This is a genomic window from Paractinoplanes bogorensis, assembly GCF_018829635.1.
Taxonomy (GTDB): Bacteria; Actinomycetota; Actinomycetes; order Mycobacteriales; family Micromonosporaceae; genus Actinoplanes; species Actinoplanes bogorensis.
Genome location: NZ_JAHKKG010000024.1, coordinates 25,865 through 51,487, shown reverse-complemented (window position 1 = coordinate 51,487; position 25,623 = coordinate 25,865). Strand labels below are relative to the sequence as shown.

Annotated in this window: 30 protein-coding genes; 17 read left to right on the top strand and 13 right to left on the bottom strand. The window is 70.8% G+C overall.

What is annotated here, in order from left to right:
* Nucleotides 1-5: 5 nt before the first annotated feature.
* On the bottom strand, nucleotides 6-467 hold the full coding sequence (locus KOI35_RS45850; protein WP_215796081.1) for an ATP-binding protein: 462 nt from the start codon (nucleotides 465-467) through the stop codon (nucleotides 6-8).
* 21 nt (nucleotides 468-488) lie between these two features.
* On the opposite strand from KOI35_RS45850, the gene macS reads away from it, so the two are divergent.
* Together macS and KOI35_RS45840 are read left to right on the top strand one after the other, a co-directional pair.
* Entirely contained in the window at nucleotides 489-1,622 is a 1,134-nt protein-coding gene (gene macS, locus KOI35_RS45845) for a MacS family sensor histidine kinase (protein ID WP_246614885.1), read from the top strand.
* A 5-nt stretch (nucleotides 1,623-1,627) separates the two neighbouring features.
* Nucleotides 1,628-2,281, top strand: coding sequence for a response regulator (locus tag KOI35_RS45840; RefSeq protein ID WP_246614884.1), 654 nt, complete (start codon nucleotides 1,628-1,630; stop codon nucleotides 2,279-2,281).
* A gap of 1 nt (nucleotide 2,282) precedes the next feature.
* Here KOI35_RS45840 and KOI35_RS45835 read toward each other — a convergent pair whose 3' ends face one another.
* The 6 genes from KOI35_RS45835 to aroA all read right to left on the bottom strand — a co-directional run bounded on the left by KOI35_RS45835 (nucleotide 2,283) and on the right by aroA (nucleotide 8,026).
* A complete protein-coding gene (locus KOI35_RS45835) occupies nucleotides 2,283-2,828 on the bottom strand; it encodes a DUF5709 domain-containing protein (protein ID WP_215796079.1) in 546 nt (181 codons plus the stop codon).
* A 27-nt stretch (nucleotides 2,829-2,855) separates the two neighbouring features.
* Complete coding sequence (locus KOI35_RS45830; protein WP_246614883.1) at nucleotides 2,856-3,599, bottom strand: ATP-binding protein; 744 nt, start codon at nucleotides 3,597-3,599, stop codon at nucleotides 2,856-2,858.
* A 218-nt stretch (nucleotides 3,600-3,817) separates the two neighbouring features.
* Nucleotides 3,818-4,717, bottom strand: coding sequence for a hypothetical protein (locus KOI35_RS45825; protein ID WP_308121460.1), 900 nt, complete (start codon nucleotides 4,715-4,717; stop codon nucleotides 3,818-3,820).
* Between the two features lie 111 nt (nucleotides 4,718-4,828).
* Nucleotides 4,829-5,623 (bottom strand): histidinol-phosphatase, encoded by a 795-nt coding sequence (gene hisN, locus KOI35_RS45820; RefSeq protein WP_215796077.1) that lies wholly within the window; start codon nucleotides 5,621-5,623, stop codon nucleotides 4,829-4,831.
* 9 nt (nucleotides 5,624-5,632) lie between these two features.
* On the bottom strand, nucleotides 5,633-6,718 hold the full coding sequence (gene rsgA, locus KOI35_RS45815) for a ribosome small subunit-dependent GTPase A (protein WP_215796110.1): 1,086 nt from the start codon (nucleotides 6,716-6,718) through the stop codon (nucleotides 5,633-5,635).
* Nucleotides 6,719-6,727: 9 nt separating this feature from the next.
* Nucleotides 6,728-8,026 (bottom strand): 3-phosphoshikimate 1-carboxyvinyltransferase, encoded by a 1,299-nt coding sequence (gene aroA, locus KOI35_RS45810; protein WP_215796111.1) that lies wholly within the window; start codon nucleotides 8,024-8,026, stop codon nucleotides 6,728-6,730.
* 67 nt (nucleotides 8,027-8,093) lie between these two features.
* Between aroA and KOI35_RS45805 the strand changes: the two genes are divergently transcribed.
* The 5 genes from KOI35_RS45805 (at nucleotide 8,094) to rsrA (ending at nucleotide 11,377) form a co-directional block, all read left to right on the top strand.
* Nucleotides 8,094-8,780 (top strand): SOS response-associated peptidase, encoded by a 687-nt coding sequence (locus KOI35_RS45805; RefSeq protein WP_215796076.1) that lies wholly within the window; start codon nucleotides 8,094-8,096, stop codon nucleotides 8,778-8,780.
* A gap of 258 nt (nucleotides 8,781-9,038) precedes the next feature.
* The gene (locus tag KOI35_RS45800; RefSeq protein WP_215796109.1) at nucleotides 9,039-9,434 is read left to right on the top strand and encodes a WhiB family transcriptional regulator; all 396 of its coding nucleotides are present in this window, start codon (nucleotides 9,039-9,041) and stop codon (nucleotides 9,432-9,434) included.
* A 165-nt stretch (nucleotides 9,435-9,599) separates the two neighbouring features.
* Complete coding sequence (locus KOI35_RS45795; RefSeq protein WP_215796075.1) at nucleotides 9,600-10,211, top strand: alpha/beta hydrolase family protein; 612 nt, start codon at nucleotides 9,600-9,602, stop codon at nucleotides 10,209-10,211.
* A 76-nt stretch (nucleotides 10,212-10,287) separates the two neighbouring features.
* Nucleotides 10,288-11,082: a sigma-70 family RNA polymerase sigma factor gene (locus KOI35_RS45790; RefSeq protein WP_215796074.1), complete on the top strand. Its 795-nt coding sequence runs from the start codon at nucleotides 10,288-10,290 to the stop codon at nucleotides 11,080-11,082.
* 7 nt (nucleotides 11,083-11,089) lie between these two features.
* Nucleotides 11,090-11,377, top strand: coding sequence for a mycothiol system anti-sigma-R factor (rsrA, locus tag KOI35_RS45785; protein ID WP_215796073.1), 288 nt, complete (start codon nucleotides 11,090-11,092; stop codon nucleotides 11,375-11,377).
* A gap of 34 nt (nucleotides 11,378-11,411) precedes the next feature.
* Here the strand turns inward: rsrA and KOI35_RS49395 are convergent, their stop codons facing one another.
* Complete coding sequence (locus KOI35_RS49395) at nucleotides 11,412-11,486, bottom strand: 50S ribosomal protein bL37 (RefSeq protein ID WP_369752275.1); 75 nt, start codon at nucleotides 11,484-11,486, stop codon at nucleotides 11,412-11,414.
* A 132-nt stretch (nucleotides 11,487-11,618) separates the two neighbouring features.
* Between KOI35_RS49395 and KOI35_RS45780 the strand changes: the two genes are divergently transcribed.
* Complete coding sequence (locus tag KOI35_RS45780; protein WP_215796072.1) at nucleotides 11,619-11,837, top strand: biotin/lipoyl-binding carrier protein; 219 nt, start codon at nucleotides 11,619-11,621, stop codon at nucleotides 11,835-11,837.
* 18 nt (nucleotides 11,838-11,855) lie between these two features.
* Here the strand turns inward: KOI35_RS45780 and KOI35_RS45775 are convergent, their stop codons facing one another.
* The gene (locus tag KOI35_RS45775; protein WP_438870670.1) at nucleotides 11,856-13,373 is read right to left on the bottom strand and encodes a tetratricopeptide repeat protein; all 1,518 of its coding nucleotides are present in this window, start codon (nucleotides 13,371-13,373) and stop codon (nucleotides 11,856-11,858) included.
* A 173-nt stretch (nucleotides 13,374-13,546) separates the two neighbouring features.
* On the opposite strand from KOI35_RS45775, the gene KOI35_RS45770 reads away from it, so the two are divergent.
* The 5 genes from KOI35_RS45770 (at nucleotide 13,547) to KOI35_RS45750 (ending at nucleotide 19,779) form a co-directional block, all read left to right on the top strand.
* Nucleotides 13,547-14,584 carry an SIS domain-containing protein gene (locus KOI35_RS45770; protein WP_215796107.1) on the top strand — a complete coding sequence of 346 codons (1,038 nt, stop codon included), beginning with the start codon at nucleotides 13,547-13,549 and terminating at the stop codon, nucleotides 14,582-14,584.
* Nucleotides 14,585-14,652: 68 nt separating this feature from the next.
* Entirely contained in the window at nucleotides 14,653-16,194 is a 1,542-nt protein-coding gene (locus KOI35_RS45765; protein WP_215796071.1) for a sensor histidine kinase, read from the top strand.
* 267 nt (nucleotides 16,195-16,461) lie between these two features.
* Nucleotides 16,462-18,156, top strand: coding sequence for a nitrite/sulfite reductase (locus KOI35_RS45760; RefSeq protein ID WP_215796070.1), 1,695 nt, complete (start codon nucleotides 16,462-16,464; stop codon nucleotides 18,154-18,156).
* A gap of 151 nt (nucleotides 18,157-18,307) precedes the next feature.
* Entirely contained in the window at nucleotides 18,308-19,072 is a 765-nt protein-coding gene (locus KOI35_RS45755; RefSeq protein ID WP_215796069.1) for a phosphoadenylyl-sulfate reductase, read from the top strand.
* Nucleotides 19,054-19,779 carry a sirohydrochlorin chelatase gene (locus KOI35_RS45750; protein WP_215796068.1) on the top strand — a complete coding sequence of 242 codons (726 nt, stop codon included), beginning with the start codon at nucleotides 19,054-19,056 and terminating at the stop codon, nucleotides 19,777-19,779. Before KOI35_RS45755 ends, KOI35_RS45750 begins: the two co-directional genes overlap by 19 nt.
* Before the next feature lie 353 nt (nucleotides 19,780-20,132).
* Here the strand turns inward: KOI35_RS45750 and KOI35_RS45745 are convergent, their stop codons facing one another.
* Nucleotides 20,133-20,387, bottom strand: a complete 255-nt coding sequence (locus KOI35_RS45745) for a WhiB family transcriptional regulator (RefSeq protein ID WP_133874584.1) — start codon at nucleotides 20,385-20,387, stop codon at nucleotides 20,133-20,135.
* Between the two features lie 402 nt (nucleotides 20,388-20,789).
* Nucleotides 20,790-21,740, bottom strand: coding sequence for a diacylglycerol/lipid kinase family protein (locus tag KOI35_RS45740; protein ID WP_215796067.1), 951 nt, complete (start codon nucleotides 21,738-21,740; stop codon nucleotides 20,790-20,792).
* A 52-nt stretch (nucleotides 21,741-21,792) separates the two neighbouring features.
* On the opposite strand from KOI35_RS45740, the gene KOI35_RS45735 reads away from it, so the two are divergent.
* Together KOI35_RS45735 and KOI35_RS45730 are read left to right on the top strand one after the other, a co-directional pair.
* A complete protein-coding gene (locus KOI35_RS45735) occupies nucleotides 21,793-22,188 on the top strand; it encodes a hypothetical protein (protein WP_308121459.1) in 396 nt (131 codons plus the stop codon).
* 38 nt (nucleotides 22,189-22,226) lie between these two features.
* A complete protein-coding gene (locus tag KOI35_RS45730; protein ID WP_215796066.1) occupies nucleotides 22,227-22,919 on the top strand; it encodes a FadR/GntR family transcriptional regulator in 693 nt (230 codons plus the stop codon).
* A gap of 8 nt (nucleotides 22,920-22,927) precedes the next feature.
* On the opposite strand, the gene KOI35_RS45725 is transcribed toward KOI35_RS45730, so the two are convergent.
* Nucleotides 22,928-23,287: an ATP-binding protein gene (locus KOI35_RS45725; RefSeq protein WP_215796105.1), complete on the bottom strand. Its 360-nt coding sequence runs from the start codon at nucleotides 23,285-23,287 to the stop codon at nucleotides 22,928-22,930.
* Between the two features lie 148 nt (nucleotides 23,288-23,435).
* Nucleotides 23,436-23,840, bottom strand: a complete 405-nt coding sequence (sodN, locus tag KOI35_RS45720; RefSeq protein WP_215796065.1) for a superoxide dismutase, Ni — start codon at nucleotides 23,838-23,840, stop codon at nucleotides 23,436-23,438.
* 86 nt (nucleotides 23,841-23,926) lie between these two features.
* Here sodN and KOI35_RS45715 point away from each other — a divergent pair, with 86 nt between their 5' ends.
* Nucleotides 23,927-24,235: a S26 family signal peptidase gene (locus tag KOI35_RS45715; RefSeq protein ID WP_308121458.1), complete on the top strand. Its 309-nt coding sequence runs from the start codon at nucleotides 23,927-23,929 to the stop codon at nucleotides 24,233-24,235.
* Nucleotides 24,236-24,361: 126 nt separating this feature from the next.
* On the top strand, nucleotides 24,362-25,615 hold the full coding sequence (locus KOI35_RS45710) for an NAD(P)-dependent malic enzyme (protein ID WP_215796103.1): 1,254 nt from the start codon (nucleotides 24,362-24,364) through the stop codon (nucleotides 25,613-25,615).
* Nucleotides 25,616-25,623: the final 8 nt, after the last annotated feature.

The window sequence follows — 25,623 nt, the reverse complement described above, 5'->3', positions numbered from 1 at the left end:
CAGAGTTAAGGGTTGCTTAAAGAAGACCGGCTGGACACCCGAACCGTGGTGCCCGCATCGCCGGTGATGAGCTCGAAAGTATCGGTCAGTTCCTCGGCCAGCCACAGTCCCCAGCCGCCGGGTTGATCGGCCGCCGGGCGGGTCGCCGGCTCCGGCCGTGTCGCGGTCAGCCCGGCCCCGGAATCGCTGACTTCGCACACCACGGCGCCCTCGGCCGCCCACATGACGACGCGGCCGAGACCCCCGCCGTGCCGCACCGCGTTGGTGAGCAACTCGTTGACCGCCACTACGAAATCGGCCAGCCGGTCACCGCTCAGTCCGGCCGCCCCGGCGCAGGACGTGACGGAGTGCCGCAGCGTCGTGATGGCGTCGCGGTCGAAGGTCTGGGAGAGCAGAACGTCGGTGCCGATGCCTCCGACGGTAGGCCACGCCTGATCTTCCCGCAGGGCGGGCCGATGGTGGCGCATCTCATGTGGGAGGGTCGGCGCATGCTCCCCGTGCGGAACAGCGGCCTCGAGGCACCGCTGTGGCGGGCGATCGCGGTCTATCGCATCGCCGCCCTGGCCTACGCGTCCGGCCTGGTGATCGCGAACGCCGGCGACTACGCGCGACCGGTGTGGGCGTGGCCGGTGCTGGCCGCGATGGCGGCGTGGACGGTGCTCACCACGTACGGCTACGCCGACCCGAACCGTCGCCGGCTGCCGCTGCTGGTGGCCGACCAGCTCGTCACCATGGCCGCCCTCACCTCGAGCCTGTTCGTCGTCGGTGAGAACGAGCTCGCCGCGGGCACGCCCACCCTGACCGTCGCCTGGCACGTCTCGCCGGTGCTGTGCTGGGCGGTCGGTGGCGGCCGGCGGGCGGGCATCACGGCCGCGCTGGCCATGGGTGCGGTCGACCTGATCGTCCGCGCGCACTGGGACCAGGCCGCCTGGACCGGCACGGTGCTGATGCTGCTGGCCGCCATCGCGGTCGGCTATCTGGTGCGGATCGCCGAGGTCGCGCAGGAGCGGCTGGAACGCGCGATCGAGCTCGAGGCGGCCACCCGCGAGCGGGAACGGCTGGCCCGCGACATCCACGACTCCGTGCTGCAGGTGCTGGCGCTGGTGAAGCGGCGCGGGGCCGGTCTCGACGGGGAAGCGGGCGAGTTGGCCCGGCTGGCCGGTGAGCAGGAGGCGGCGCTGCGCACCCTGGTGGCGGGACGGCAACAACCGGTCATCGCCGGTGACGATCTCGACTTCATGGCCATGCTTTCCCCGTACGCATCACCCGAGGTCACCGTCTCAGGTCCGGCCGACCCGGTGCTTCTCCCCGCCCACGCTGCCCGCGAGCTGCTGGCCGCCGTGACCGCAGCCCTCGACAACGTGGCGCGGCACTGCGACCCGGGCACCAAGGTCTACCTGTTCGTGGAGGACGAGCCGGGCGAGGTGGTGGTGACCGTCCGCGACGACGGTTGTGGCATCGCCCCCGACCGGCTGGCCCAGGCCGAGGCGCAGGGCCGGCTCGGCGTCGCCCAGTCGATCCGCGGGCGGCTGACCGACCTGGGCGGCCGGGTGCGGATCGTCTCCGAGCCCGGCGAGGGCACCGAGGTCGAGATGACGCTGCCCCGGACCCCGATATCGTGACGGGCATGACCACAGCGATCCGGGTGATGGTGGTCGACGACCACCCGATGTGGCGCGAGGGCGTCAGCCGCGACCTGTCCGCCGCCGGCTACGACGTGGTCGCGACCAGCGGCGAGGGCCGGCAGGCGGTGCGCATCGCGGCCGCGGCCCGGCCCGACGTCGTGATCCTCGACCTCCAGCTCCCCGATGTGTCCGGGGTCGAGGTCATTCACGGCCTGCAGACCGAGGTTCCGGGCGTACGCGTCCTGATGCTCTCGGCCAGCGGCGAGCAGCAGGACGTGCTCGACGCCATGAAGGCCGGCGCCACCGGCTACCTGCTCAAGTCGGCCGCCCAGGCCGAGTTCCTCGACGCGGTGAGCCGCACCGCCGCGGGCGACACCGTCTTCACGCCGGGTCTGGCCGGGCTGGTGCTGGGCGAGTTCCGCAGGCTGGCCACCGCGCCCCCGGCCGGCCCGGACGATGCGGCGCCGAAGCTCACCGAACGCGAGACCGAGGTGCTGCGCCTGGTGGCGAAGGGGCTGTCGTACCGCCAGATCGCCGAGCGGCTCGTGCTGAGCCACCGCACGGTGCAGAATCACGTTCAGAACACGCTCGGCAAGCTCCAGCTGCACAACCGCGTGGAGTTGACGAGATACGCCCTGGAGAACGGGCTCGACTGACCTACTCGTAGCGCGGGGCGTTGGTCTCGTGCATGGCCAGCTCTTCGGCGCTCGCGCCGCCGCCGGCCGCACCCGCGTCGTAGGCCACGCTGTCGGCCTCGTCGTCGAAGCCGTAACCCTCGTCCGGCGCGACCAGGCGGCCCACGGTCTGGGGGTCGTCGTCGTCGAGCTGGCCGTCGTCATAGAGCGAGACCTGCGAGTCGGGGTCGGAGGTCGGGCTCGCACCCCACACGTCGGCGTCGAAGTTGCGCTGTTCCGAGTTGCCGACCGTCTCGTCGTCGGTGTCGTCGGAGTCGTCCGAGCCGACGTCGGGCTCCTCCTGCCGCAGACGGCGGTCGAGGGACTCGCCCTCGCGCGCTTCCTCGGCGGTGTCGCCGAAGCGGTTGGACCCGCCCGGTCCGACCCCGGCCAGCGCCGCCGGATCGGGACCGTCGGCCCAGCGCGAGCTCTCCACCTGGTCGTACGCGGTCGAATCGTCATCCGCGGTGTCGGGCAGACCGGATGCTTCCGGGTCGGACACCTCGGCGGGATAGTCGTTGTCTCGCATGAGCGCAATCTACCCGCGGAAGGGGTCTTACATGCTTGCCGATTCCGGGTCTTCGGAGTCCGGCAGCAGCGCCCAGACGACCTTGCCCTCGCCCAGCCGCAGGTTGCCCCAGCGCTCGGCCACCGAATCGATCAGCAGCATGCCCCGGCCCCCGTACGCCGTGGGCGGAACCGGTCCGCCGGTGAACGTCGGCACGATGCCCGAGTGGTCGCGTACGGCCACGCTGAGCCCGCTGCCGTGCGTCGCGACGAGCACGACCATCGGCGTGCGGGCGTGGACCACGACGTTGTTGACCAGTTCGGTGACGACGATGCAGGCCGGGCCGGCCAGCTCGGGCCGGTCCCAGCGCGCGCACGCCTCGGTGATCAGCTCGCGGGCCCGGCGGGCGGCGCCCAGCGCGGGTTCCAGGGCCAGGTGGAGCCGGTGGTCGGGGTCGGGACGGCCCAGGTCGGCCAGGGCCTCACGCGGACCGGGCCAGACCGGCCAGCCGATCCCGGGCCAGGCCGCGGCGCCCCGGGTGTCGCACAGGGCGAGGTGGGCGGCGGGCCAGTCGGCCGTCTCCTGACGCACATCACGCAGCACGCTCACGGCGTCGGGCGCGGGCAGGATCAGCTCGCTGGCGTCGACCAGAACGGCCTCGGGCTGCTCGGCGAGCACATCCAGCAGGGCGGCGCGCATCGCCTGCGCGGTGCCGGCGTCCAACGCCCCGGTCAACCGCACCAGGGGGTACTCCGACCCGCGATCGACCAGGTGTCGCACCTCGCTCGCCATGATCGCTCCATTGTGCATAACGTGTCCCCTTTTCGCATTTCCCGCGTGCCTGGGGGACCTCGGACCGCCTTCCGACGCGAGTCTCACGGAATTTATCGGGACATAACATCCGCCAGCGGCATGGTCAGCAATTACCCGGGGTCGCATGTCTCATGCCCCGTGAAGCTCCAGAAATGCTCAAGCTTTTCGGAACTCCGGAGTTCCTCTCGCGCGGCGGCTCAGCGACTGGGCGAGGGGGTGCGCAGCGGCGCGGGCTCGCGACGGCGCTCGGGCGGCGCCGGGGCGGCGTGGTGCTGCGGCTCGGCATAACGGGTCAGGGCGATCACCGCGGCCAGCGTGACCACGAACCCGAGCCCGGCCAGCCACTCCTTGCCCGGCTCGATGCGGTCGCCGAGCAGAAGCAGGCCGACGATCGCCGCGGGGACCGCGCCGGCCGCGTCCATCGCCGCCACCGCGGCCGTGGTCGAGCCGCGCTGCATCGCCAGGCCCAGCAGCAACTGGCCCACCAGCGAGTGCACGACCAGCAGGTAGAGCAGCGGGTTGGCGAAGAAGCCGACGGCCGAGTGCTCGTTGGCCAGTGGGCGGGCGGCGATGGCGGCGGCCGAGAAGCCGACCCCGGCCAGCGAGCCGAGCACTACCGAACCGAGGGCGCCCTGGAGGCGTACGGCGAAATAACCCAGACCACCGATGACCAGGAGCGCCAGGGTCAGACCGATGATGGCGGCGGCGCCGAGCGGGCGGGCCGGAGCCGGCTGGGCCGACTTGACCAGCGCGGCGATGCCCACCATGAGCAGAACCAGCAGCACGACCTCGGCCGCGGGCAGCGACCACTTGAGGAAGACGACGCCGAGCACGGCCGTCACGCCCAGTCCGGCGGCCACGCTGGCCTGCACCAGGAACAGCGGCAGATCGCCGCGGGCGAGGAAGGCGAGCACGAAGCCGAGCACCTGGCAGCCCAGGCCGAGCAGGTAGGTCCGCTGGCCGGCCAGCCGCACGAGCAGGCTCGGGTCGAAGGTGTGGTGGACCGTCGTGCGGGCTGCGGCCGCCGACTGCAACAGGTTTGCCACCCCGTACGCCAGAATCATGGCGGCGAGGAAGCACCAACCCGAGGACACCACCTGACGCACGATAGACCAGCCCAGCCCGGGCATCAGCGGTTCGGGGGACACTGTCGTCGTGGGGTGTTTGTCCGCTTACTCAGCGCTATGACTTCTGGGCTTTTTGTCCGTTTACCGAGTCAGCGCGGTGAGCACCGTTTCGTGCAGCAGCCCATTGGTGGCGATCACTGAGGACTTGTCGGCGGCCGGGCGCCCGGACAGGTCGGTGATCGTGCCGCCGGCCTCCTGGACGATCGGGATCAGCGCCGCCACGTCCCACAGCGACAGCTCCGGCTCGACCATCGCGTCGAGGGCGCCCTCGGCCAGCAGCATGTAGCCGTAGAAGTCGCCGTAGGCCCGGCTGCGCCACGCGGCCAGGCTCAGATCCACGATCTTGTGCAGCCGCCCGATCTGCTGCCAGCCGTCGAGGCTGGCGTAACAGACGCTGGCGTCCGAGACCCGGCCGACGCCGGAGACCTTGATCCGCGTGGCGGCGTGCTGATGCTTTCCCGCGTACGCCCCGTGGCCCCGCGCGCCCCACCACCGGCGGCCCAGGGCGGGGGCGCTGACCAGGCCCGCGACCGGGGTGTCGCCCTCGAGCAGCGCGATCAGCGTGCCCCAGATCGGCACGCCGCGCACGAAGTTCTTGGTGCCGTCGATCGGGTCGATCACCCAGCGGCGGCTGCCCGGCCCGGCCGCGGCGTGGGTCAGCCCGAACTCCTCGCCGAGCACGCCGTCGCGCGGCCGCGCCCGAGCCAGCGTCGAACGGATCGCCTGCTCGACCGCAGTGTCGGCGTCGGAGACCGGGGTCAGGTCGGGTTTGCTCTCGACCCGCAGGTCGAGGGCCCGGAACCGGCTCATCGAGATCGAGTCGGCGGTGTCGGCGAGCAGATGGGCAAGCGCGAGATCGTCGGCGTAACCGGGCATGCCCGAACGCTAGCCGATGATCGCCCCCGGCTCGTCGTCCCCGCCGCTGTTCTCGCGCGGATCGGTCTCGCCGGCCCGGGATGCGAGCAGGCGGCGGTAGGACTCCAGGCGGCGCGGGTCGGCCTTGCCGGCGGCGACCCACGCGTCCAGGTGGCAGTCCACGTCGGCGGCGGTGTGGCCGCAGTTGGGCGGGTCGTCGAGCGTGCCCTCGACCAGATCGGGGAAGCCGTGCAGCAGGCTCTCGGCGCTCACGTGGGCCAGACCGAAGCTGCGGATGCCGGGCGTGTCGATGATCCAGCCCGGATCCTTGCGGCTCTTGCCGACGACCGGCAGCCGCAGGGCGACCGCGCTGGTCGACGTGTGCCGGCCCTTGCCGACCGCGCTGACCACCCCGACGGCGCGCAGCGCGTCCGGCACCAGGCGGTTGACCAGCGTGGACTTGCCCACGCCGGAGTGTCCGACCATGACCGAGATCGCGCCCGCCAGCCGCTTGCGGAGCTCGGTCAGGTCGCTGTCCGGGCGGACCAGCACGTACGGCAGGTCGAGCTCGGCGTAGTAGTCGACCACCGCCTCGGGGCCGGCCAGGTCGGCCTTGGTCAGGCAGAGCAGCGGCTCGATGTCGGCGTCGTACGCCGCCACCAGGCACCGGTCGATGAACCCGGTGCGCGGCTGCGGGTCGGCCAGCGCGCTGACGATCACTAGCTGGTCGGCGTTGGCCACCACGACCCGTTCGAGCCGGCCCTCGGGGGTGGTGTCGTCGTCGTCGGCCGTGCGGCGCAGCACCGACGTGCGCTCGGCGATCCGCACGATGCGGGCCAGCGCCCCGGCGTCGCCCGACACGTCGCCGACCAGGGCGACCCGGTCACCGACCACGACCGACTTGCGGCCGAGCTCGCGGGCGCGCATGGCGGTGATGATCGGGCTGTCGGGCGGCGCGTCCTCGCGGACACAGCCGTAACGGCCCCGGTCCACCGTGATCACCAGGGCGTCGACGGCGTCGTCGTGCTTGGGGCGCGTCCGGGTACGGGGGCGTGACGAACGACCGGGCCGGACCCGGACATCGTCCTCGTCGTACTCCCGCTTGCGAGGTGGCAGGTCTGGCTCCTAGCTCTCAACGCCGGCTACGAGTCCCGCCCAGAGTTCGGGGAACTCGGGCAGCGTCTTCGAGGTACACGCTACGTCGGTCAGTGAGACCCCCGGCACGGCGAGTCCGATTACCGCGGCCGCGTGGGCCATGCGGTGATCGGCGTAGGTCTCGAAGGTGGTCTCGTGCAGCGGCCGGGGCTCGACCCGGAAGCCGTCGCGGAACTCGGTGACCTCGGCCCCGGCCTTGCTCAGCTCGGCCACCAGCGCGGCGATGCGGTCGGTCTCGTGGCCCCGGATGTGCTCGACGCCGCGCAGTTCGGACGGCCCGTCGGCCAGCGCGGCCAGGGCGGCCAGCACCGGGGTGAGCTCGCTGACCTCGGACAGGTCGGCCGTGATGCCGTGCAGCTGACCGGTGCCGCGGACGGTCAGCCCGTCACCCGACTGGGTGACCTCGGCGCCGATCGCGGTGAGCAACTCGGTGAGCCGCCCGACCGGCTGCCAGCTCTCGGCCGGCCAGCCGCTGAGCGTTACCGCGCCGCCGGTGACCATGGCCGCGGCGAAGAACGGGGCCGCACCGGACAGGTCGGGCTCGATCACCCACGTGCGCCCGTGCATCGGACCCGGCTCGACGGCCCAGACGTCGGGCACCGACTCGTCGACCACGGCCCCCGCGGCCCGCAGCATGTGGGTGGTCATGCGCAGATGAGGCGCGGACGGCACCGGCGGGCCCTCGTGCCGCAGCACCAGCCCCTTGGTGAAACGCGGCGCCGACAGCAGCAGACCCGACACGAACTGGCTCGAGGCGGACGCGTCGATCACCGCCTCGCCGCCCTCGATCAGGCCGGCGCCGCGCACGGTGAGCGGGAGCCCGCCGGTGGGCGACGAATCGATCGACGCGCCGAGCGAGCGCAGCGCCTCGATGATCGGCCGGAGCGGGCGGTTGCGCGCATGCGGATCGCCGTCGAACTCGACCGTGCCCTCGGCCAGCGCCGCGACCGGCGGCAGGAATCGCATGATCGTGCCGGCGAGACCGACGTCGACCCGGGCCGGACCGCGCAGCGGGCCCGGCTCGACCAGCCAGCGCTCGTCGTCGGCGGTGTCGACCGTGACGCCGAGCGCGCGCAGACCGGCGGTCATCAGCTGGGTGTCGCGGGCGCGCAGCGGGCGCTCGATCACCGACGGCCCGTCGGCCAGCGCGGCCAGCACCAGGGCCCGGGCCGTCATCGACTTGGAGCCGGGCAGCCGCACGGTGGCCGAGAACGGGGCGGACGCGGACGGGGCGAGCCAGGGGCGAGGTTCTGCAGTCACGCGGGCCATTGTGCCGGGGGAGTCCGACAATTTCCCGGACGTTTCCCGTCCGGCGGGACGGGTAGCGTGTGCGGACATGTGCGGGCGGTATGCGACGACCCGGAGCGAGGCCGACCTCGAAGACCTGTTCGAGGCGGTCAGCGTCGCCGGTGACCGGGAGCCGAGCTGGAACGTCGCACCCACCGATCCGGTGCCGGTGGTGCGCATGTCGGCGTCCCGCGAGGCCCGGGTGCTCGACCGTGCGCGCTGGGGCCTGGTGCCGCCCTGGGCCAAAGATCTGCGGGCCGGCGCCCGCATGATCAACGCGCGTTCCGAGACGGTGGCGACCTCGCCCGCCTTCGCCAAGTCGTTCGCTCAGCGCCGCTGCCTGGTGCCGGCCGACGGCTGGTTCGAGTGGGTCCGCGACGGCAAGCAGCGGCAGCCGTTCTACATGACCCCGGCCGACGGGTCTCCGCTCGCCTTCGCCGGCCTGTGGACCACGTGGGGCCCCGACGCCGTGCTCACCTGCAGCGTGCTGACCACGGCGGCGCTCGGCGGCCTGGCCCGGGTGCACGACCGTATGCCGCTGATCCTGCCCCGCGACCGCTGGCCGTCCTGGCTGGCCGGGGGTGGCGATCCGGCCGGCCTGCTGACGCCGCTGACCCCGGCCGAGCTCGAGAAGATCGAGATCCGTCCCGTACGCAACGATGTGGGCAACGTCCGCAACAACGGTCCCCACTTGCTTGAGCCCCCGCCTACGCCCGAGGCCGCCACGCTGTTCTGACCGGCCCTCTTTCGAGTCTGACCGGCCCTCTTTCGAGTGGTCGAGCGAGCCGGGACCGGTTCCGTGAAACCGCAAGATCAAGAGACGGTTTCGTTGGGCGATGTCACGATTTTGTATTGGCAACTTTGTTTCAAGATAGATAAGACCCTTGTTCTGATCTCCTACCGTGCGATACAAAACTGCGCCGGAGTGGTGCAGGTTCGCACGGTGCGGACCCTTCGCCACATGCACGACCGGTCCCACGGGGGAGGTGGGCTGATGACACGGGCTCGTATGCCGCGTCCACATGAGGTAGCCATCGCGCGGCGTGATCCGCGCTTGATCGAAGCCATCGGAGAACGCCGCACCGACGAGGCTTGGCGGACCCGCGGCGCGTGCCGCACGGTCGACCCGGAAACGTTCTTTCCGGCGCCCAATGAGCCGTCCGAGAGTGCCGTCTCGCTCTGCGGCACCTGCACCGTCCAGGGGCCTTGCCTGGCCTGGGCACTGCAGGTCGGCGACTGCCACGGCGTCTGGGGCGGCACCACGCCCCGCGAACGCCGGGCGATGCTCGTCGCCTGGCGCGAACGCGTCGGCCCGAACGGCGAGGAAGTCGACGACGACACCGACGAGGAAGACCGCCGGTTGCTCAGCCTGACGCCGATCAGCCGCTGACCATAACGTCCACACCGACCGGCCCGCCACCAGCGGCGGGCCGGCCTGTGGATTGTGGATAACCGCGTGCTGTTTACGCCACTGTCTTAGGGTGGTGGCCCCCTGGGTGGGCGGGTCAGGGCTGGTTGGCCCTTGTCGAGTGCCAAGGCCTGGTTTGATGGTGCGGTGAATGACATCGAGGTCGACACGCCCCGCGGCCCGGCCCGCATCCGGGTCACCGAGCCGGTCGGTGACGTAGTCAGCGTTCTGGTGCTGGGGCATGGCGCCGGTGGCGGGGTCGACGCGCCGGACATTCAGGCCGTGCAGGACGCCGCGGTCGCCGCGGGTGTGCGCGTGGTGCTGGTGACGCAGCCCTATCGCGTGGCCGGTCGTCGCGCGCCGGCGCCGGCCGGGCAACTCGACGAAGCCTGGTCGGCCGTGGTGCGCGGTCTCGACGTACGGGGAAAGCCGTTGATTCTCGGTGGGCGGTCGAGCGGGGCGCGGGTGGCGTGCCGGACCGCGGGTGATCTCGGGGCGTCGGGTGTGCTTGCGCTGGCCTTTCCGCTGCATCCGCCGGGCAAACCGGACAAGAGTCGCGCCGACGAGTTGCCCGTGACGCTGCCCACGCTCGTGCTCAACGGGGACCGGGACGCCTTCGGGGTGCCCGCGCCGACCGCCGCCGTCGAGGTCATCGTGCGGCCGGGGGCGACCCACGACCTGCGTAAGGGTGTGCAGGGCACCGCTGAGCTCGCGGTCGGCTGGATGCGCAAGCACGGCTGGGGGGTCGGCAACGGGTGAGGTGAAGTGAAGGAATGCAAGTTGCGCCGCCGACGTTATTAGCCCCGGAGCATGAAAGTCGGAAGGGGTTTTTCTGGTGCGAGCCGGAACCGAGAGCATCGAGCGCCGGGACGTCGACCGGGTGCGGAACCTGCTGGGTTCCCCGGAATGGCCGGCCACCGAGACCATGAACACCGCCGCATCGGTGAGTGTCAGCACACCGGCGGTTTTCGAAGCCACTGAAGGGGTAGTGCCCGTATCCTCGGCGGGGCGGTCGAGGGGAGAGCTCAGGGTGGCCCAGACAGAACGGACCGAGGAGCGCCGTGCGCGCTTCGAGCGGGACGCGTTGCCTTTTGTGGACCAGCTTTACGCTGCTGGTCTGCGGATGACGCGCAACCCGGCCGACGCGGAAGACCTGGTGCAGGAGACGTATCTCAAGGCGTTCTCCGCGTTCCACCAGTTCGAAGAGGGCACCAACCTCAAGGCGTGGCTGTACCGCATCCTCACGAACACCTATATCAACTCGTATCGGCGCAAGCAGCGTCAGCCGGTGCAGGCTCCCACCGAGGAGATCACCGACTGGCAGCTGGCCTCGTCCGAGTCGCACACGTCGGTCGGCCTGCGTTCGGCCGAGACCGAGGCGCTCGACCGGCTGCCCGACAGCGATATCAAGGAAGCCCTGCAGGCGCTGCCGGAGGACTTCCGCCTGGCCGTCTACCTCGCCGATGTCGAGGGTTTCTCATACAAGGAGATCGCCGACATCATGGGTACGCCGATCGGCACCGTCATGTCCCGACTGCACCGCGGGCGGCGCAACCTGCGCAAGACCCTCGAGCAGTACGCCGCCGACCGGGGCATCACCCGGACCGCGTCGGAACCGCAGGAGGCGTGAGGAAGCGATGAGCGGCCTGAACGGTGAGGATCACGAGACCGACTGCGGCATCGTCATCAGCGAGGTTTACCTCTACCTCGACCTGGAGTGCAGCGAGGACCGCCGGACGCTGATCCAGAAGCATCTGGACGACTGCGACGGGTGCCTGCGCGAATACGGCATCGAGCACGAGGTGAAGGCGCTGGTGTCCCGCTGCTGCGGCGACGAGAAGGCGCCGCGCGAGCTGCGTGAGCGGCTGCGGATCAAGCTCGATCAGCTCGAGGTGCAGGTCGAGACCAGGGAATATCTGCCGTGAGAAAAGGCCCCGCCGAGGCGGGGCCTTTTTCGTGTCAGCTGTTGGGGCGCTTGCCGTGGTTCGCGCTGCTCTTCTTACGGGCCTTCTTCTTACGGGCCTTCTTCGCCATGGTGTGACTCCTTGTTCGTGCGGTGTTTCCCGCCGTCGATCGTAGTCGGCGCGTCCGGCCGCCTCGGACTCACCCGGAGCCGATCCGTGGTTTGATGGCGCATACCAACTGGTGAGCGTAAGGGGTTCCTCGATGGCCGACGAGATCCGCGCCGAGATGGTGGCCAACGTGTGGAAGGTCGTGGCCTCGACCGGCGACACGGTCGCCGAGGGGGACACCCTGGTGATCCTCGAGTCGATGAAGATGGAGATCCCGGTCGTCGCCGAGACCGACGGCACGGTGGCCGAGCTCAGCGTGCACGAGGGTGACGTGGTGCAGGAAGGCGACCTGATCGCCATCATCCAGGGCTGAGTCCGGGGCGGAGAAAACTCAGCCTCGGCGCCATCGCAGCAACAAGCGGCTCCGGCCTCGCTGGCGGGGCAGGGCCGGCACCCGGGTCATGGCCGCGGCCAGCTGCCGGGTCGGCACATCGAGGGCGGGCGTGGCCAGGGCCAGTTCGGCGAACGAGCGCGCCCCGGGCCGCTGCGCCACCTCGGTGAGCCGGGCGGTGACCACCTCGGCCACGTCGGCTCGGGCCGAGGGGTCGATCCAGGCCGCCACGATCAGCGCGAACAGGGCCGCCTCGGTGACCCGGTCGGCGGCACCGTCGACCAGCCCGAGCAGCATCCGCCGTCGTTCCGAGTCGAGCCAGGGCTCCTCGGGACGCTGGTGCAGCAGGCCCAGGCAGGCCCAGATCTCGGCGGCGGCCACGTCGGCCGGCGGGTGGGCCAGCAGCGCCATCAGGTCGGCGGGCGACACCATGATCAGCGGGAGCGCCGCGTCGTAAGCGGCCGGTGGATGCGCCCACGAGAGCGCAGCGACCTGGCGGAGACGGCGTACGGCCTCGTCGCCCGGCTCGTCCGACGCCGGCGCGTGCCCGCGGGGCAGGGACGCCGACGCCGGGATTCCGCTCAGCCAGGACGTGTCGCGGCAGCAGTCGGCGAGGTCGGTGTGCTCATGCGACTCGTCCGGGTGGTCGCGGATGTAGTCGGCCAGGCGCACCAGGTGCATCAGGTCGCCGTCGGCCCGGTGCCGCAGCCGGTGCGCGGTGTGCACGGCGCAGTCGTAGTCGGGGTCGCGTTCCAGGGCCCGGTCGACCCAGCTCAACGCGTCGTCGAGCCGGCCGTTGTCGGCCAGGGTGCCGGCGATGTCGGCGTACACGGAAAGGTCGTCGGGGTCGTGGGCCACCGCCCGGCGCAGGGCGGCCAGGGCCTCGGGCAGGCGACCGGCGCTGCGGTAGGCGTAGCCCAGCCAGATCTCGCCGAGCTTGGACGGCCGGACCCGGGAGCCGCGGGCGGCCCAGTCGACGGCCAGCTCGTGTTCGCCGACCCGCCGGGCCAGGGCCGAGCCGGCGCCCAGCAGCATCGCGTGCTCGGGATAGGCGGCCACCGCGTGCCGGGCCACGGTCAGATAGGGGCGCAGGGTCGGCGGGGCCGGTTCGCCCACCCGGGTGCACAGACGCATGAGCACCTGGGCCAGCAGGCCGGGATCGATGCGGACGCCGAGGGCGGGCTCGGCCACCCAGGGGATGCCGGCCCAGTCACCGATCGGAGCCTGGCCACTGGCCGCGGCCAGCAGGGGCAGACCGTCTTCGGGGCGGCCGGCCGCGGCCAGCAGGTGCGCGCGGGCGGCGAGGCGGCCGGGGGAGGCGTGCGGACCGGCGCGGAACAGATCGAGGCCGCCGCCGGGGCGCGCCGCCAGCCGGCCGAGCACCTCGTGCACCTCGGGCAGGGCGGGGGCGTGGGCCAGCGCGCCGGCCAGGTGATCGGCGGCCTTCTCCGGCTGATCCGCCGCCAGCGCCGATCTTGCCTGTTCAAGAGCGCGGTCGGCGGCGCGGCGTACATCCACGATGCAAGACAGTAGGGGAAACCGTCTCTCCTGTCAGTAGGAGACCGGCTGCGCATTAGTGCTCGAAACGTTGACCAAGTAAGCTCTTTCTTGCAAGACTGCGCACGAATCGAGCGTAGAGTCGCTCATCAAGGTCGTCAGGGGAGGAACACGTGACAGCACGAGGCCACGGGATGGCCGCGGACATCGCGGAACAACCGGGCGGATTCGCGCGGCTGCTCGAGGGTGAGCACGCCGGGGCGATCGCCGCGGTGGCGGCCGAGGTGGCGCGGCGCCGGCCCCGCAATGTCGTCTTCGTGGCCCGGGGCACCTCCGACCACGCCGCGCTCTACGGCGCCTATCTGACCGAGATCCGGCTCGGCTTGCCGGTGGCCAGCGCCTCGCCGAGCGCGATCACGCTCTTCGGCGCCCGGCCCGACTTCACCGACACTCTGGTGGTCGGCGTCAGCCAGAGCGGCGGGTCGCCCGACCTGACCGGTGTGCTCCAGGTGGCCCGGGAGACCGGCGGGCTCACCCTGGCCGTCACCAACAACCCCGAGTCGCCGCTGGCCCGGGCGGCCGAGCTGTCGATCGACGTCGCGGCCGGGCACGAGCGGGCGGTCGCGGCCACCAAGACGTACACGGCCGAGCTTCTCGCCCTTCTGCTGCTGATCGAGGGCATCCGCGCCGGCGACGGCACGCTGCCCGACGACGAGCGGGCCGCCCTCGACAAGCTGCCCCAGCTGGCCGAGGACGCGCTGGCCGACCGGACCGCCGACGACCTCGCGCAGCGCTACCGGTTCGCGTCGAGGATGGTGACGACCGGCCGCGGCTACGCCTATCCGACCGCGCGCGAGGCCGCGCTGAAGCTGATGGAGACGTCGTACCTGCCCGCGCTGGCCTTCTCGGGCGCCGACCTGCTGCACGGCCCGCTGGCCATGACCGACCCCGACGTGCCGGTGCTCGCCGTGGTGGGCGACGGCCCGGGCGGGCAGTCGATGCGCGACGTGGTGACCCGGCTCGGCGAGCGGCGGGCCGACGTGGTGACGATCGGCGCGACCGACGTGCCGGGGGCGGCCGGGCGGCTCTCCGTGCCCGCGGTGACCGACGAGCGTTACAGCGCGCTGCTCGACATCCTGCCGCTGCAGAAGCTGGCGCTCGCCCTGGCCCTGGCCCGCGGCGAGGACCCGGACGCGCCCCGGGGGCTGAAGAAGGTGACCACGACTCTGTAACCCATTTAATTGCAGTGCGGCGAAGCCGCCTTAGCCGCTCAGTAACAGTGACGTGGCACGCTTGCTGCGTGTCAACGTTGCGTGATCTGGCCGAGGAACACACCGGTCTGGGGCCGGCCGACATCGACCACCTGCACCGGCTCGCCGGTGACTGGCAGCTGCTGTCCGACCTCTCCTTCGCCGACCTGCTGATGTGGGTGCCGGTGCGGGGCGAGGACGGGCAGCCGCGCCGTTATCTCTGTGTCGCGCAGGTGCGGCCGACCACCGCCCCGACCGCGTACCAGGACGACCAGGTCGGCAAGATCGTCGGCGGTCCCGAGGTGGCCCACCTCGACATCGCCTTCGCCCAGGAGCGGATCTGGCGCGAGGGCGATCCGGTCTGGTACGGCGACACCCCGGCCCGGCACGAGGCGATTCCCGTACGCCTGCGCGACCTCAACGACCACGACGAGGGCTTCAGCGAGGTCGTCGCCGTGATCGGGCGGGACACCAACCTGTCCACCGCCCGTACGCCGAGCCAGCTCGAGCTCAACTATCTGACCACCGCCGACGACCTGGCCCAGATGGTCGCCGACGGCACCTTCCCGCCGCCCCGTCACCCGGGTGAGACCACCTCGGCGCCCCGGGTCGGCGACGGCCTGATCCGGCTCGACGCCAGCGGCAAGGTCACCTACGCCAGCCCGAACGCCCAGTCGGCCTACCGGCGTCTCGGCTTCAACGCCCACCTGGTCGGCGAGGAGCTTTCGGCGCTGACCAGCCGGCTCGCGGCCGACCCGCTGGAGGGCAACGACACCGCCGAGCGCATCCTCTCGGCGCTGCGCGGCGAGTCCCCGCCCCGGCAGGAGATGGAGGCCCGCGGCGCGACCGTGCTGATCCGGGCCCTGCCGCTGATGCCGGCCGGGGTGCCGATCGGCGCGCTGGTGCTGGTCCGCGACGTGACCGAGGTCCGCCGCCGCGACCGTGCCCTGATGACCAAGGACGCGACGATCCGCGAGATCCACCACCGGGTCAAGAACAACCTGCAGACGGTGGCCGCGCTGCTGCGCCTGCAGGCCCGCCGGGTCGACGCACCCGAGGCCAAGATCGCGTTGCAGGAGTCGGTGCGCCGGGTCGCCTCGATCGCCCTGGTGCACGAGACGCTGTCGATGTCGAGCGACGAGGCGGTCGAGTTCGACGGGATCGTCGACCGGGTCGCCACCGCCGCCTCCGAGGTCGCGGCGACCAGCGTGCCGGTGAAGATGCGGCGTGAGGGCACGTTCGGCGTGCTGCCCGCCGAAATCGCCACCTCGCTGGTCATGGTGCTCAACGAGCTGCTGATCAACGCGGTCGAGCACGGTTTCCCGGCCGGCGAGGACGATCTCCCCCCGGAAGACACGGAAGGGGACGGCGAGGTCGTCGTCTCGGCCCACCGGTTCCGCAAGCAGTTGCACGTCACGGTGGCCGACAACGGGCAGGGGCTGCCCGACGACTTCCAGCCGGACAGCCAGCGGCTCGGCCTGCAGATCGTGCGCGCGCTGGCCACCGGGGAGCTGCGCGGCAGCATCGAGCTGCGGAATCGGGCCGGCGGCGGCACCGAGGCCGTGCTGGTGGTGCCGCTGGGCAAGCGGTGAACGACACACTCCCGAAATCTGGACCGCACTGGCCCAGATTCGAATGCCGTGAGAGGCTTGCCGACATGACCGCTGCTCTGAACCGCCGCTTCGTGGCTCGCCGCCACGTTGATTACGGCCGTGTTCGCAGCGCGATGTGTCCGGCGTCCTGACGCCGTCCGTTTTCATTTCCGGGCGCGCGAGACGCCCGGCCTCTCCTGACACTGAAGTCACGAGCCTCCGCCGTGAGCGTCCAGCCGCGCCCACGAAACCCGGAGGATCGCCGACATGGCGCCCAGCAGCACCCCAGCAGGCCCCACCGCCCGCCCCCGCAAGGCGCGTGGCGAGGGTCAGTGGGCGCTCGGACACCGCGAGCCGCTGAACCCCAACGAGCGGATCAAGAAGGACGACAACCCGCTCAACGTCCGCGCGCGCATCGAGAACATCTACGCCCACACCGGTTTCGCGTCGATCGACCCGCAGGACCTGCGCGGCCGGTTCCGCTGGTGGGGGCTCTACACCCAGCGCAAGGCGGGCATCGACGGCGGGCGCACGGCGGTGCTCGAGCCGCACGAGCTCGAGGACGAGTACTTCATGCTCCGCGTCCGCATCGACGGCGGCGCGCTCAACCTGGCCCAGCTGCGCACCATCGCGCAGATCTCCGAGGAGTTCGGCCGCGGCACGGCCGACATCACCGACCGGCAGAACATCCAGCTGCACTGGATCCGGGTCGAAGACATGCCGGAGATCTGGCGGCGCCTGGAAGCGGTCGGCCTGCAGACCACCGAGGCGTGCGGCGACTGCCCGCGCATCGTGCTCGGCTCGCCCGTGGCCGGCGTCTCGGTCGACGAGGTCATCGACCCGACCCCGGCGATCGACGAGATCCTCGAGCGCTACATCGGCGACCCGCGCTACTCCAACCTGCCGCGCAAGTTCAAGTCGTCCATCTCGTGGCTGGTCGACACGCCTTACCAGGTCAACGACATCTCGTTCCTGGGCGTCGACCACCCCGAGCACGGCCCCGGCTTCGACCTCTGGGTCGGCGGCGGGCTCTCGACCAACCCGCGCCTGGCCGAGCGGCTCGGCGTGTGGGTGCCGCTCAACGAGATCCCGGACGTCTGGGAGGCCGTGGTCGGGATCTACCGCGACTACGGCTACCGCCGGCTGCGGACCCGCGCCCGTCTGAAGTTCCTGCTGGCCGACTGGGGTGTCGCCAAGTTCCGCGAGACCCTCGAGAAGGAGTACCTCGGCCGCACCCTGCTCGACGGCCCGCCGCCCGAGCTGCCCGAGAAGCCGATCGACCACATCGGTGTGCACAAGCAGGTCGACGGGCGTAACTACGTCGGCGCGGCGCCGGTGGTCGGCCGTTCCTCGGGCGGGCAACTCGCGAAGCTGGCCGATCTGGCCGAGGCGGCCGGGTCGGACCGGGTACGGCTCACGGCGTACCAGAAACTGCTTGTCCTGGATGTTTCGGACGACAACGTCGAGGGTCTCGTGCGCGGCTTGCGCGACATCGGGCTCGAGGCGCGCCCGTCGGCCTGGCGGCGCGGCACCATGGCCTGCACCGGCATCGAGTACTGCAAGCTGGCGATCGTCGAGACCAAGGCCCGCGGCGAAGAGCTGGTGGCCCGGCTCGAGGAGCGGCTGCGCGACTTCGACGCCGACATCTCGATCCACATCAACGGCTGCCCCAACGCCTGCGCCCGCACCCAGGTGGCCGACATCGGGCTCAAGGGCCAGCTGGTCATGAACGCCCACGGCGAGCAGGTCGAGGGCTTCCAGGTGCACCTCGGCGGCGCGCTCGGCATGGCCAAGGGCGAGACGGCCGGCTTCGGGCGCAAGGTCCGCGGGCTCAAGGCCACGGCCGAGGAGCTTCCCGGGTACGTCGAGCGGGTGGCCCGCAACTACCTGGCCGACCGCTCGTCGACCGACGAGACATTCGCCAACTGGGTGGTCCGCGCGGACGAGGAGCTCATCAAATGAGTGACGCCCGGTCGACCCCCCTGTACTGCCCCTATTGCGGCGACGAAGACCTGTACCCCAACGAGGCATCGCACGGCGCGTGGGAGTGCCACTCCTGCGCACGGGTTTTCACGGTCAAGTTCAACGGGCTGCTTTCCAAGGGAGTGAACCGATGACAGTCGTGGCTGCCACTTCTCTCAATCTCGTCAACCTGGGTTTCGGCAGTGCTGCCGTCGACCCCGGCCGGCGCTCCCGCGACGAGCTCGAGGCGCTGGCCCGCGACGCCGGCCGTGACCTCGAGGGCGCCCCGGCCGAGGTGATCGCCAAGTGGGCGACCGACACCTTCGGCGACCGGTTCTGCGTCACCAGCTCGATGGCCGACGCCGTCGTGGCGCACCTGTTCTCCCGGGTCGCGCCGGGCGTCGACGTGGTCTTCCTCGACACCGGCCTGCACTTCCCCGAGACGCTCAAGGTGCGCGACATCGTGGCCGCGACCATGGACGTGAACGTCCGCTCGATCCGTCCGCGCCAGACGGTCGGCCAGCAGGACGGCGAGCTCGGGCCGCGGCTGTTCGCCCGCAGCCCCGACGAGTGCTGCTTCCTGCGCAAGGTCGAGCCGCTCGAGCGCGCCCTGTCCGAGTACGACTCGTGGGCCACCGGCCTGCGCCGTGACGAGTCGCCGACCCGGGCCAACACGCCGGTCGTGGCCTTCGACCCGAAGAAGGGCAAGGTCAAGGTCAACCCGATCGCGGCCTGGACCCAGGCCGATGTGGACCGCTACATCAGCCGGTGGAACGTGCCGGTCAACGAGCTGTTCAAGATGGGCTACGGCTCGATCGGCTGCTGGCCGTGCACCCGCCGCACCAAGGCCGGCGAGGACCCGCGCGCGGGCCGCTGGGCGATGTTCGAGAAGACCGAATGCGGTCTGCACGTCTGACCGACCGTCTCGCGGTCGTCCTGGTCGCTCACGGCAGCCGGGACCCGCGGGCGGCCGAGTCCACTCACGCGCTCGCCCGGGCGGTGCGCCGGGCCCACCCGTCGTGGGACGTGCACGCGTCGTTCCTCGATCACGCGGGGCCGCGTCCGCTCGACGTGCTGGCCGCGCTGCCGGGTCGCCGGGCCGTGCTGGTGCCGCTGCTGCTGACGGCGGCCTACCACGGGCGGGTCGACGTGCCGGCCATCCTCGACGACGCCGCCTCTTTGCCCGTCGACGTGACGCTGGCCGACGTCCTGGGGCCGGCCGGTCTCATCGATGGTCTCGTACGACTGCTGCCCGGTTCTTTCGATGGCGTCGTGCTGGCCGCGGCCGGCACACGTGACGCTGTCGCCCGGGAAACGATCATGTGGGCCGCGGACGCCCTCAGTGCCCGTCTGAGCGTCCCGTGCGTGCCCGCGTATGCCTCGGCCTCCCCGCCCGACCCCGGCGCGGCTGTGAGCCGTCTGTGGGCGTCCGGTGCCCGCCGCATCGGGATGGCGACCTATTTCCTCGCTCCGGGCTTCCTGTACGACGTGGCGGTGCGCTCGGCTCTGGGGGCCGGCGCCGTGGCGGTGGCGCCACCGCTGGGTGATGCGCCCGAGCTCGTACGTCTCGTGGCCGCCCGCGTGCTGGCCGCTACCGGCCGAAGCCTGCACGCCGCCGCCTGAGAGAGCGCTGCTCGATTCGCCAGTTGGGCGTTCGCCGCTGTATACCGCGCAAACTACCGGGAATCTCCTAAGAGGATCGGTAAGGCAACCCTAAATTGGTGGCTCTGCGTTACCGGGCGTTGTGCGCTCCGCCTATCGCCACGCGGCGTGCGGGGAATGTGGACCATTGGTGGTCGTCGCGCAATTTCGAGATCATTTCGTGGATTCTCGATGAAACCCAACGTGATCGAATTAGCGCGTTCGGCGAACCTCTCACGAAGCTCTCAGGATTCGACGCGCTGAGTAGTCGGCCGGAAACAGCAAGACGCCCCGGTGCCGAACGGCCCGGGGCGTAAATGCTGTGGGGGATTGATTCAGGCGGTGGGAGCTCCGACCCGCAGGCCGCCGCGACGCTTGACCGCGCGCCGTTCGTCTTCGCTCATCCCGCCCCATACGCCGGCGTCCTGACCGGACTCGAGGGCCCACGTGAGGCAGTCCTCGGTCACGGGACACCGCCGGCACACGGCCTTGGCCTGCTCGACCTGCAGGAGCGCGGGGCCGGACGTCCCGATCGGGAAGAACAGCTCCGGGTCCTCGTCGCGGCAGATCGCATCGTGACGCCAGTCCATGGCGGCAACACTCCTTGTTTCGGATGGGGTAATGAATTGCGTTACTGGTTTACCTATGCGTTCGCGGTGGCGTCCGGCGGTGAGTGACCCGCGGCTCGCCATGCGTAGCAAGCTTTTGTGTTATCGGAAGCCGTACGGCGCTTCTGGATTGGAAACGCGCGCAACCGGCTACCGGTTACTTCTTATCGCTTGTGAATGCTTTCACGAACTCTCGCGATGTCAAGGGTAGCGCCGGAAGTTTCTCCGGGCGGGTGAGCTGGCTCACGCCCTCTTTGTCCGGTTCTGCGGCTTGCAGGCAGCACCGGGTGACCAACGCTCCTATCAATGTAGTACGGTCCGTGCCCTCCTGCCGACCTTTTGATCGCGTTTCTGTAACTGATCGTGATCTCCGGTACCCAGCGATCAGCAGATCACACGCAAAGCTTCGGGGACGGACACGAAGTGCACCTTCTGCCGCTCGCCCAGATAGTCACCGTCCAGCTGGAACGCCTGCGGACGGGTGGCGATCACGGTGAACTCGTCCTGGTCGTGCAGGTGCACCACCTGCTTGCCGTGCGGCTCGGCCCGGCGCAGGGCCAGCTGGGCCATCGTCCGGCTCGTGCTGGTGACGGCCAGGCCACGCAGCGCCATCACGTCGAGGCCACGGTCGAACGAGGCGCCGGGGCTCGGGTTGATCGGCCGGTCACCCAGATAGGTCCACGGCGCGGTGTTCTGCACGATCACGGTGCCCAGGTCGGGCTCGGGGGCCTCGCCCGGGCGCTCGATGGTCAGCGGCGGGGACTTGCGGTCCTCTTTGCTGATCATCTGGCCGACCACCGAGCGGAAGTAAAGGGCAGGCGTCGACGTGCGGCCGCGCAACCGGGCCTGCTCGACCCGGCGGACCACAGCCGCGTCGAGTCCCATGCCGGCCGCGAAGGTGAAGTAACGGTCGTCGGCCCGGCCGAGACCGATCACCCGGTGCCGCCCGTCGCGCAGACCGTCGAGGATCACGCTGACGCCCTCGACCCAGTCGCGCGGCAGGCCGAGCGCGCGGGCGAAGACGTTGGTCGATCCGCCCGGCACCACCGCGAGCGCCGGCAGCACCTGGGCGCGGGGGCCGGACAGCCCGCTCAGCACGGCCTCGGCGGTCATCAGCCCGTTCACCGCCTCGTTGACGGTGCCGTCGCCACCGAGCGTGACGACCACGTCTACCCCGCTCTCGGCGGCCGACCGGGCCAGGGCGGCGGCGTGCCCCCGGCGGGTCGTGTATTCCACCGACAGCTCGACCGCGCTCCGCAGTGCTCTGACCAGGACGTCCCGGCTGCGCTCGCTGGTGGTCGTTGCCTTGGGGTTGACCAGCAGTAACGCTCGCATGCGCGGCACTGTACCCAAGAGCGCGCGAAAACACTGTCGGTATGGTGCTGGTGTGACCGGTGAGAAGTCCGTCGTTGACAACCCCACGACCCTGCTGTGGGCGGTGCGGCTGCTCTATCTGGAGTGTCTTGCCCTGGCCGGGCTCACGGTGTATTTGGTGGTTCTCGATCTGACGAGCCGTTCCGAGAACGTCGGGATGGCCGTGGCATTGACGGTGTTTGCCGCTCTCGGCGTGGCGGCGATCTTCTTCGTCGCGCGGGGCCTCGGCCGCCGCACCCGGGGCGCGCGCGGCCCGGCGATCGTCATCCAGCTCTTCACCATCGCCACCGGCGGCTTCCTGCTCCAGGTCGGCCCGCTCTGGCTGGGCGTACTGATGATGGTGCTCGGGGTGCTGACCGGGTTGCTGATCGTGCTGCCGGCCAGCACGAGGGCGTTGGGCATCGATTAATCGCCCTCATCCGGCGGGGCAGGGCCTACCCTGTGGAAGTGACCGGATCAACGGTGCGGCCGCCCGCATATCAGCTGCTGGCGGACGAGTTACGGGCAGACATCACCTCGGGCCGGCTGCAGCCCGGTGAGCGGCTGCCCCCGGAGCCCGAGCTGTGCGTCAAGACCGGAGTCAGCCGGAGCACCGTACGGGAGGCTCTGCGCCTTCTGGCGAGTCAGCATCTGATCGTCACCACCCGCGGGGTCACCGGCGGCAGCTTCGTCGCGCATCCCGACGCCGAGCAGCTCGCCGACACCCTGACGACCGGGTTCACGCTGCTCACCCAGTCGGACGGGGTGGGCTTCGCCGATCTGCTCGAGCTGCGCCGGGCGCTCGAGGTGCCGGCCTCCGGGCTGGCCGCGCTGCGCCGGGACGACAGTCACCTGATCGAGATGCGCGGGGCGCTGTTCGATCCGGCGGTCGACGAGTTCGAGACGATGATGGCGGCCCATGCGGCGTTCCACATGGCGGTGGCCAAGGCGACGCAGAATCCGCTGTTCGAGCTGGTGGTGCGCCCGCTCTATCACGCCCAGTTCGGTGAGGAGGTCACCGACAACCTGCCGCCGGGCTACTGGCGCCAGATCGACGCCGACCACCGCCTCATCCTGGACTGCCTGGTCATGCGGGACGCCGAGTCGGCGACCAGGGCGGCCACCCAGCACATCGACTACATCTCGGCCGTGGTCCGGTAAGAAGAGCTTCAGGCTCCCGTACGCCGGGTGACGAGCCGGATCGTCGCGCGTTGCCCGGTCGCCTCCGCGGCGGCCGACGTGGTCAGCGCGGTCAGCACCTTCCAGGCGAACGACGACTCGGCGGGCAACTTCGCTCCCCGTACGGTCGTGACCGTCACCTCAACCGTCAACGCGTCTTCGGTCACGGCGAAGCGACACTCGAGCTCGGCCCCGCGGGTCGCGATCGCCAGCAGCATCGCGCACGCCTCGTCGACGGCGATGCGCAGATCTTCGATCTCGTCGAGGGCGAAATGCAGCCGGGCGGCCAGGCCGGCCGTGGCCGTGCGGAGAACGCCCAGATAGCCGCCGTCGGCCGGCACGGTCAGCATGACGATGTCGTCGCCGATCGCCGGGTCCGGGTATGCGTCCGTCCGCTGAGTCACCGTTGCTCCTCCCACCGCCAGCAGACTCTAGTCGCTGAGCGCAGTCGGCCGGTACGCCCGGGTGGGCGTACCGGCCGGTAGTGCTGCTCGGAGCTCAGGCCTGCTTGGTCTCCCAGAAGATCTTGGAGATCTCCTCGATCTTGCCGAGCAGCTGGTCGGCCACGGCCGGGTCGACCGAACCCTTGGCCCCGGAGGCACCGGCGAGCTTGGTGGCCTCGTTGAAGAGCTGGTGCAGGTTCGGGTACTTCTCGAAGTGCGGGGGCTTGAAGTAGTCGGTCCACAGCACCCACAGGTGGTGCTTGACCAGCTCGGCCCGCTGCTCCTTGATGAGGATGGCCCGAGTGCGGAACTCGGGGTCCGTGTTCGCCTGGTACTTCTCGGCGATGGCCTTGACCGACTCGGCCTCGATCCGGGCCTGGGCCGGGTCGTAGACGCCACAGGGCAGGTCGCAGTGGGCGCTGACCACGGTTGAAGGCGTGAGGAAACGCGGAAGTCGCATCAGGACTCCTCCATAGAGTTTTGCGATGATCCGTGGTTGACACTACCCCTTACATCCGGGCCGTAACGCCGAGGAGGACTGATGCCGTGAGGTGGCAACTACCACTGTTCGCGGTGCTGGTCCACGGGCCGTCGATGGCGCCTGCTCTGCGCTCGGGCGACGCGTTGCTGGTGCGCCGCGGCGGACGGGTGCGCGCGGGCGACATTGTGGTCGCGCGCTTTCGATCCCGGCCTGACCTGCTGGTCGTCAAGCGAGCGGTAAGGCCGCAGGACGGGGGCTGGTGGATACAGGGGGACAACGAGCTGGTCGAGGACGACAGCCGGGCGTACGGGGTGGCGGATGTCATCGGCCGGGTGTGGATTCGCTACTATCCGCGGCTCGGTCGGCTAGGTTAGGGTCGCAGAACCGCGGCGCACACTCGCGCTTCGCGGTTGCTTCTCACGGGTGATCCCCGCGCAGCTCTCTGATCCGCCGCCCAATCGCTGCTGTGATCGATGAGCGCCTCCTCGACCACCATCGCCATGCCGGTTGGAGTCCCCGTGTCCTTCTTCAGCTTCGAACTCGACCCCGCCCTCGCCGCCGATCCCGTCTTCGACCTGCACAAACGCGGCAAGATGGAGATCAACCTGACCGTTCCGCTGGCCAGCCGCGACCACCTGTCGCTGGCCTACACGCCGGGCGTGGCCCGGGTCTGCGAAGCGATCGCCGACGACCCGGAGCTCTACCCCGACTACACGTGGACGGCCAACACGGTCGCCGTGGTCACCGACGGCTCGGCCGTGCTCGGCCTCGGCAACATCGGCCCCAAGGCCGCGATGCCGGTCATGGAGGGCAAGTCGATCCTGTTCAAGCAGTTCGGCGGGGTCGACTCGATCCCGATCTGCCTGGACACCCAGGACGTCGACGGCATCGTGGCCGCGGTCAAGGCGATGGCGCCCTCGTTCGGCGGCATCAACCTTGAGGACATCAGCGCGCCGCGCTGCTTCGAGATCGAGCGCCGGCTCGACGCCGAACTCGACATCCCGGTCTTCCACGACGACCAGCACGGCACCGCGGTGGTCACGCTGGCCGCGCTGCGCAACTCGGCCAAGCTGCTCGGCCGCCGGTTCGCCGACCTCCGCGTGGTGATCAGCGGGGCCGGTGCGGCCGGGGTCGCCATCACCCAGATGCTGATCGCGGCCGGTGTGGACGGGGCCAACGTCATCATCTGCGACTCGCGGGGGATCATCCACGCCGAGCGCGGCGACCTCACCCCGATCAAGGCCGAGCTGGCCGCGACGACCAACCTCTCCGGGCGTACGGGAGGAATCTCGGAAGCCCTGATCGGTGCGGACGTGCTGGTCGGAGTCTCGGGCGGGACGATCGAGGAGAGCGCGGTGGCCGGCATGGCCCCCGGCGCGATCATCTTCGCCATGGCCAACCCGACGCCCGAGGTGCTGCCGGACATCGCCTGCAAGTACGCGGCGATCGTGGCCACCGGGCGCAGCGACTTCCCCAACCAGATCAACAACGTGCTGGCGTTCCCGGGCATCTTCCGGGGCGCGCTCGACGTGCGGGCGACCACGATCACCGACCGGATGAAGGTGGCCGCGGCCGACGCCATCGCCGGTGTCGTCTCGGACGACCTGACCGCCGACGCGATCGTGCCGTCGCCGCTCGACCCGCGGGTCGCCCCCGCGGTCGCCGCGGCCGTGGCCGCGGCCGCGCACGCCGACGGGGTGGCTCGCCGTGCCCCGGCCCCCGCCCCGGAGCCGCGCGCGGCCGTTCTGCCGTAAGACCACTA

Excerpts from the sequence above, each read along its gene's own strand:
- KOI35_RS45850 (WP_215796081.1), bottom strand. The coding sequence starts at position 467 with ATGCGCCACCATCGGCCCGCCCTGCGGGAAGATCAGGCGTGGCCTACC.
- macS (WP_246614885.1), top strand. The coding sequence starts at position 489 with ATGCTCCCCGTGCGGAACAGCGGCCTCGAGGCACCGCTGTGGCGGGCG.
- KOI35_RS45840 (WP_246614884.1), top strand. The coding sequence starts at position 1,628 with ATGACCACAGCGATCCGGGTGATGGTGGTCGACGACCACCCGATGTGG.
- KOI35_RS45835 (WP_215796079.1), bottom strand. The coding sequence starts at position 2,828 with ATGCGAGACAACGACTATCCCGCCGAGGTGTCCGACCCGGAAGCATCC.
- KOI35_RS45830 (WP_246614883.1), bottom strand. The coding sequence starts at position 3,599 with ATGGCGAGCGAGGTGCGACACCTGGTCGATCGCGGGTCGGAGTACCCC.
- hisN (WP_215796077.1), bottom strand. The coding sequence starts at position 5,623 with ATGCCCGGTTACGCCGACGATCTCGCGCTTGCCCATCTGCTCGCCGAC.
- aroA (WP_215796111.1), bottom strand. The coding sequence starts at position 8,026 with ATGGCCCGCGTGACTGCAGAACCTCGCCCCTGGCTCGCCCCGTCCGCG.
- KOI35_RS45805 (WP_215796076.1), top strand. The coding sequence starts at position 8,094 with ATGTGCGGGCGGTATGCGACGACCCGGAGCGAGGCCGACCTCGAAGAC.
- KOI35_RS45800 (WP_215796109.1), top strand. The coding sequence starts at position 9,039 with ATGACACGGGCTCGTATGCCGCGTCCACATGAGGTAGCCATCGCGCGG.
- rsrA (WP_215796073.1), top strand. The coding sequence starts at position 11,090 with ATGAGCGGCCTGAACGGTGAGGATCACGAGACCGACTGCGGCATCGTC.
- KOI35_RS45780 (WP_215796072.1), top strand. The coding sequence starts at position 11,619 with ATGGCCGACGAGATCCGCGCCGAGATGGTGGCCAACGTGTGGAAGGTC.
- KOI35_RS45770 (WP_215796107.1), top strand. The coding sequence starts at position 13,547 with ATGGCCGCGGACATCGCGGAACAACCGGGCGGATTCGCGCGGCTGCTC.
- KOI35_RS45760 (WP_215796070.1), top strand. The coding sequence starts at position 16,462 with ATGGCGCCCAGCAGCACCCCAGCAGGCCCCACCGCCCGCCCCCGCAAG.
- KOI35_RS45755 (WP_215796069.1), top strand. The coding sequence starts at position 18,308 with ATGACAGTCGTGGCTGCCACTTCTCTCAATCTCGTCAACCTGGGTTTC.
- KOI35_RS45750 (WP_215796068.1), top strand. The coding sequence starts at position 19,054 with ATGCGGTCTGCACGTCTGACCGACCGTCTCGCGGTCGTCCTGGTCGCT.
- KOI35_RS45745 (WP_133874584.1), bottom strand. The coding sequence starts at position 20,387 with ATGGACTGGCGTCACGATGCGATCTGCCGCGACGAGGACCCGGAGCTG.
- KOI35_RS45740 (WP_215796067.1), bottom strand. The coding sequence starts at position 21,740 with ATGCGAGCGTTACTGCTGGTCAACCCCAAGGCAACGACCACCAGCGAG.
- KOI35_RS45725 (WP_215796105.1), bottom strand. The coding sequence starts at position 23,287 with ATGCTGACCGTGCCGGCCGACGGCGGCTATCTGGGCGTTCTCCGCACG.
- sodN (WP_215796065.1), bottom strand. The coding sequence starts at position 23,840 with ATGCGACTTCCGCGTTTCCTCACGCCTTCAACCGTGGTCAGCGCCCAC.
- KOI35_RS45710 (WP_215796103.1), top strand. The coding sequence starts at position 24,362 with ATGCCGGTTGGAGTCCCCGTGTCCTTCTTCAGCTTCGAACTCGACCCC.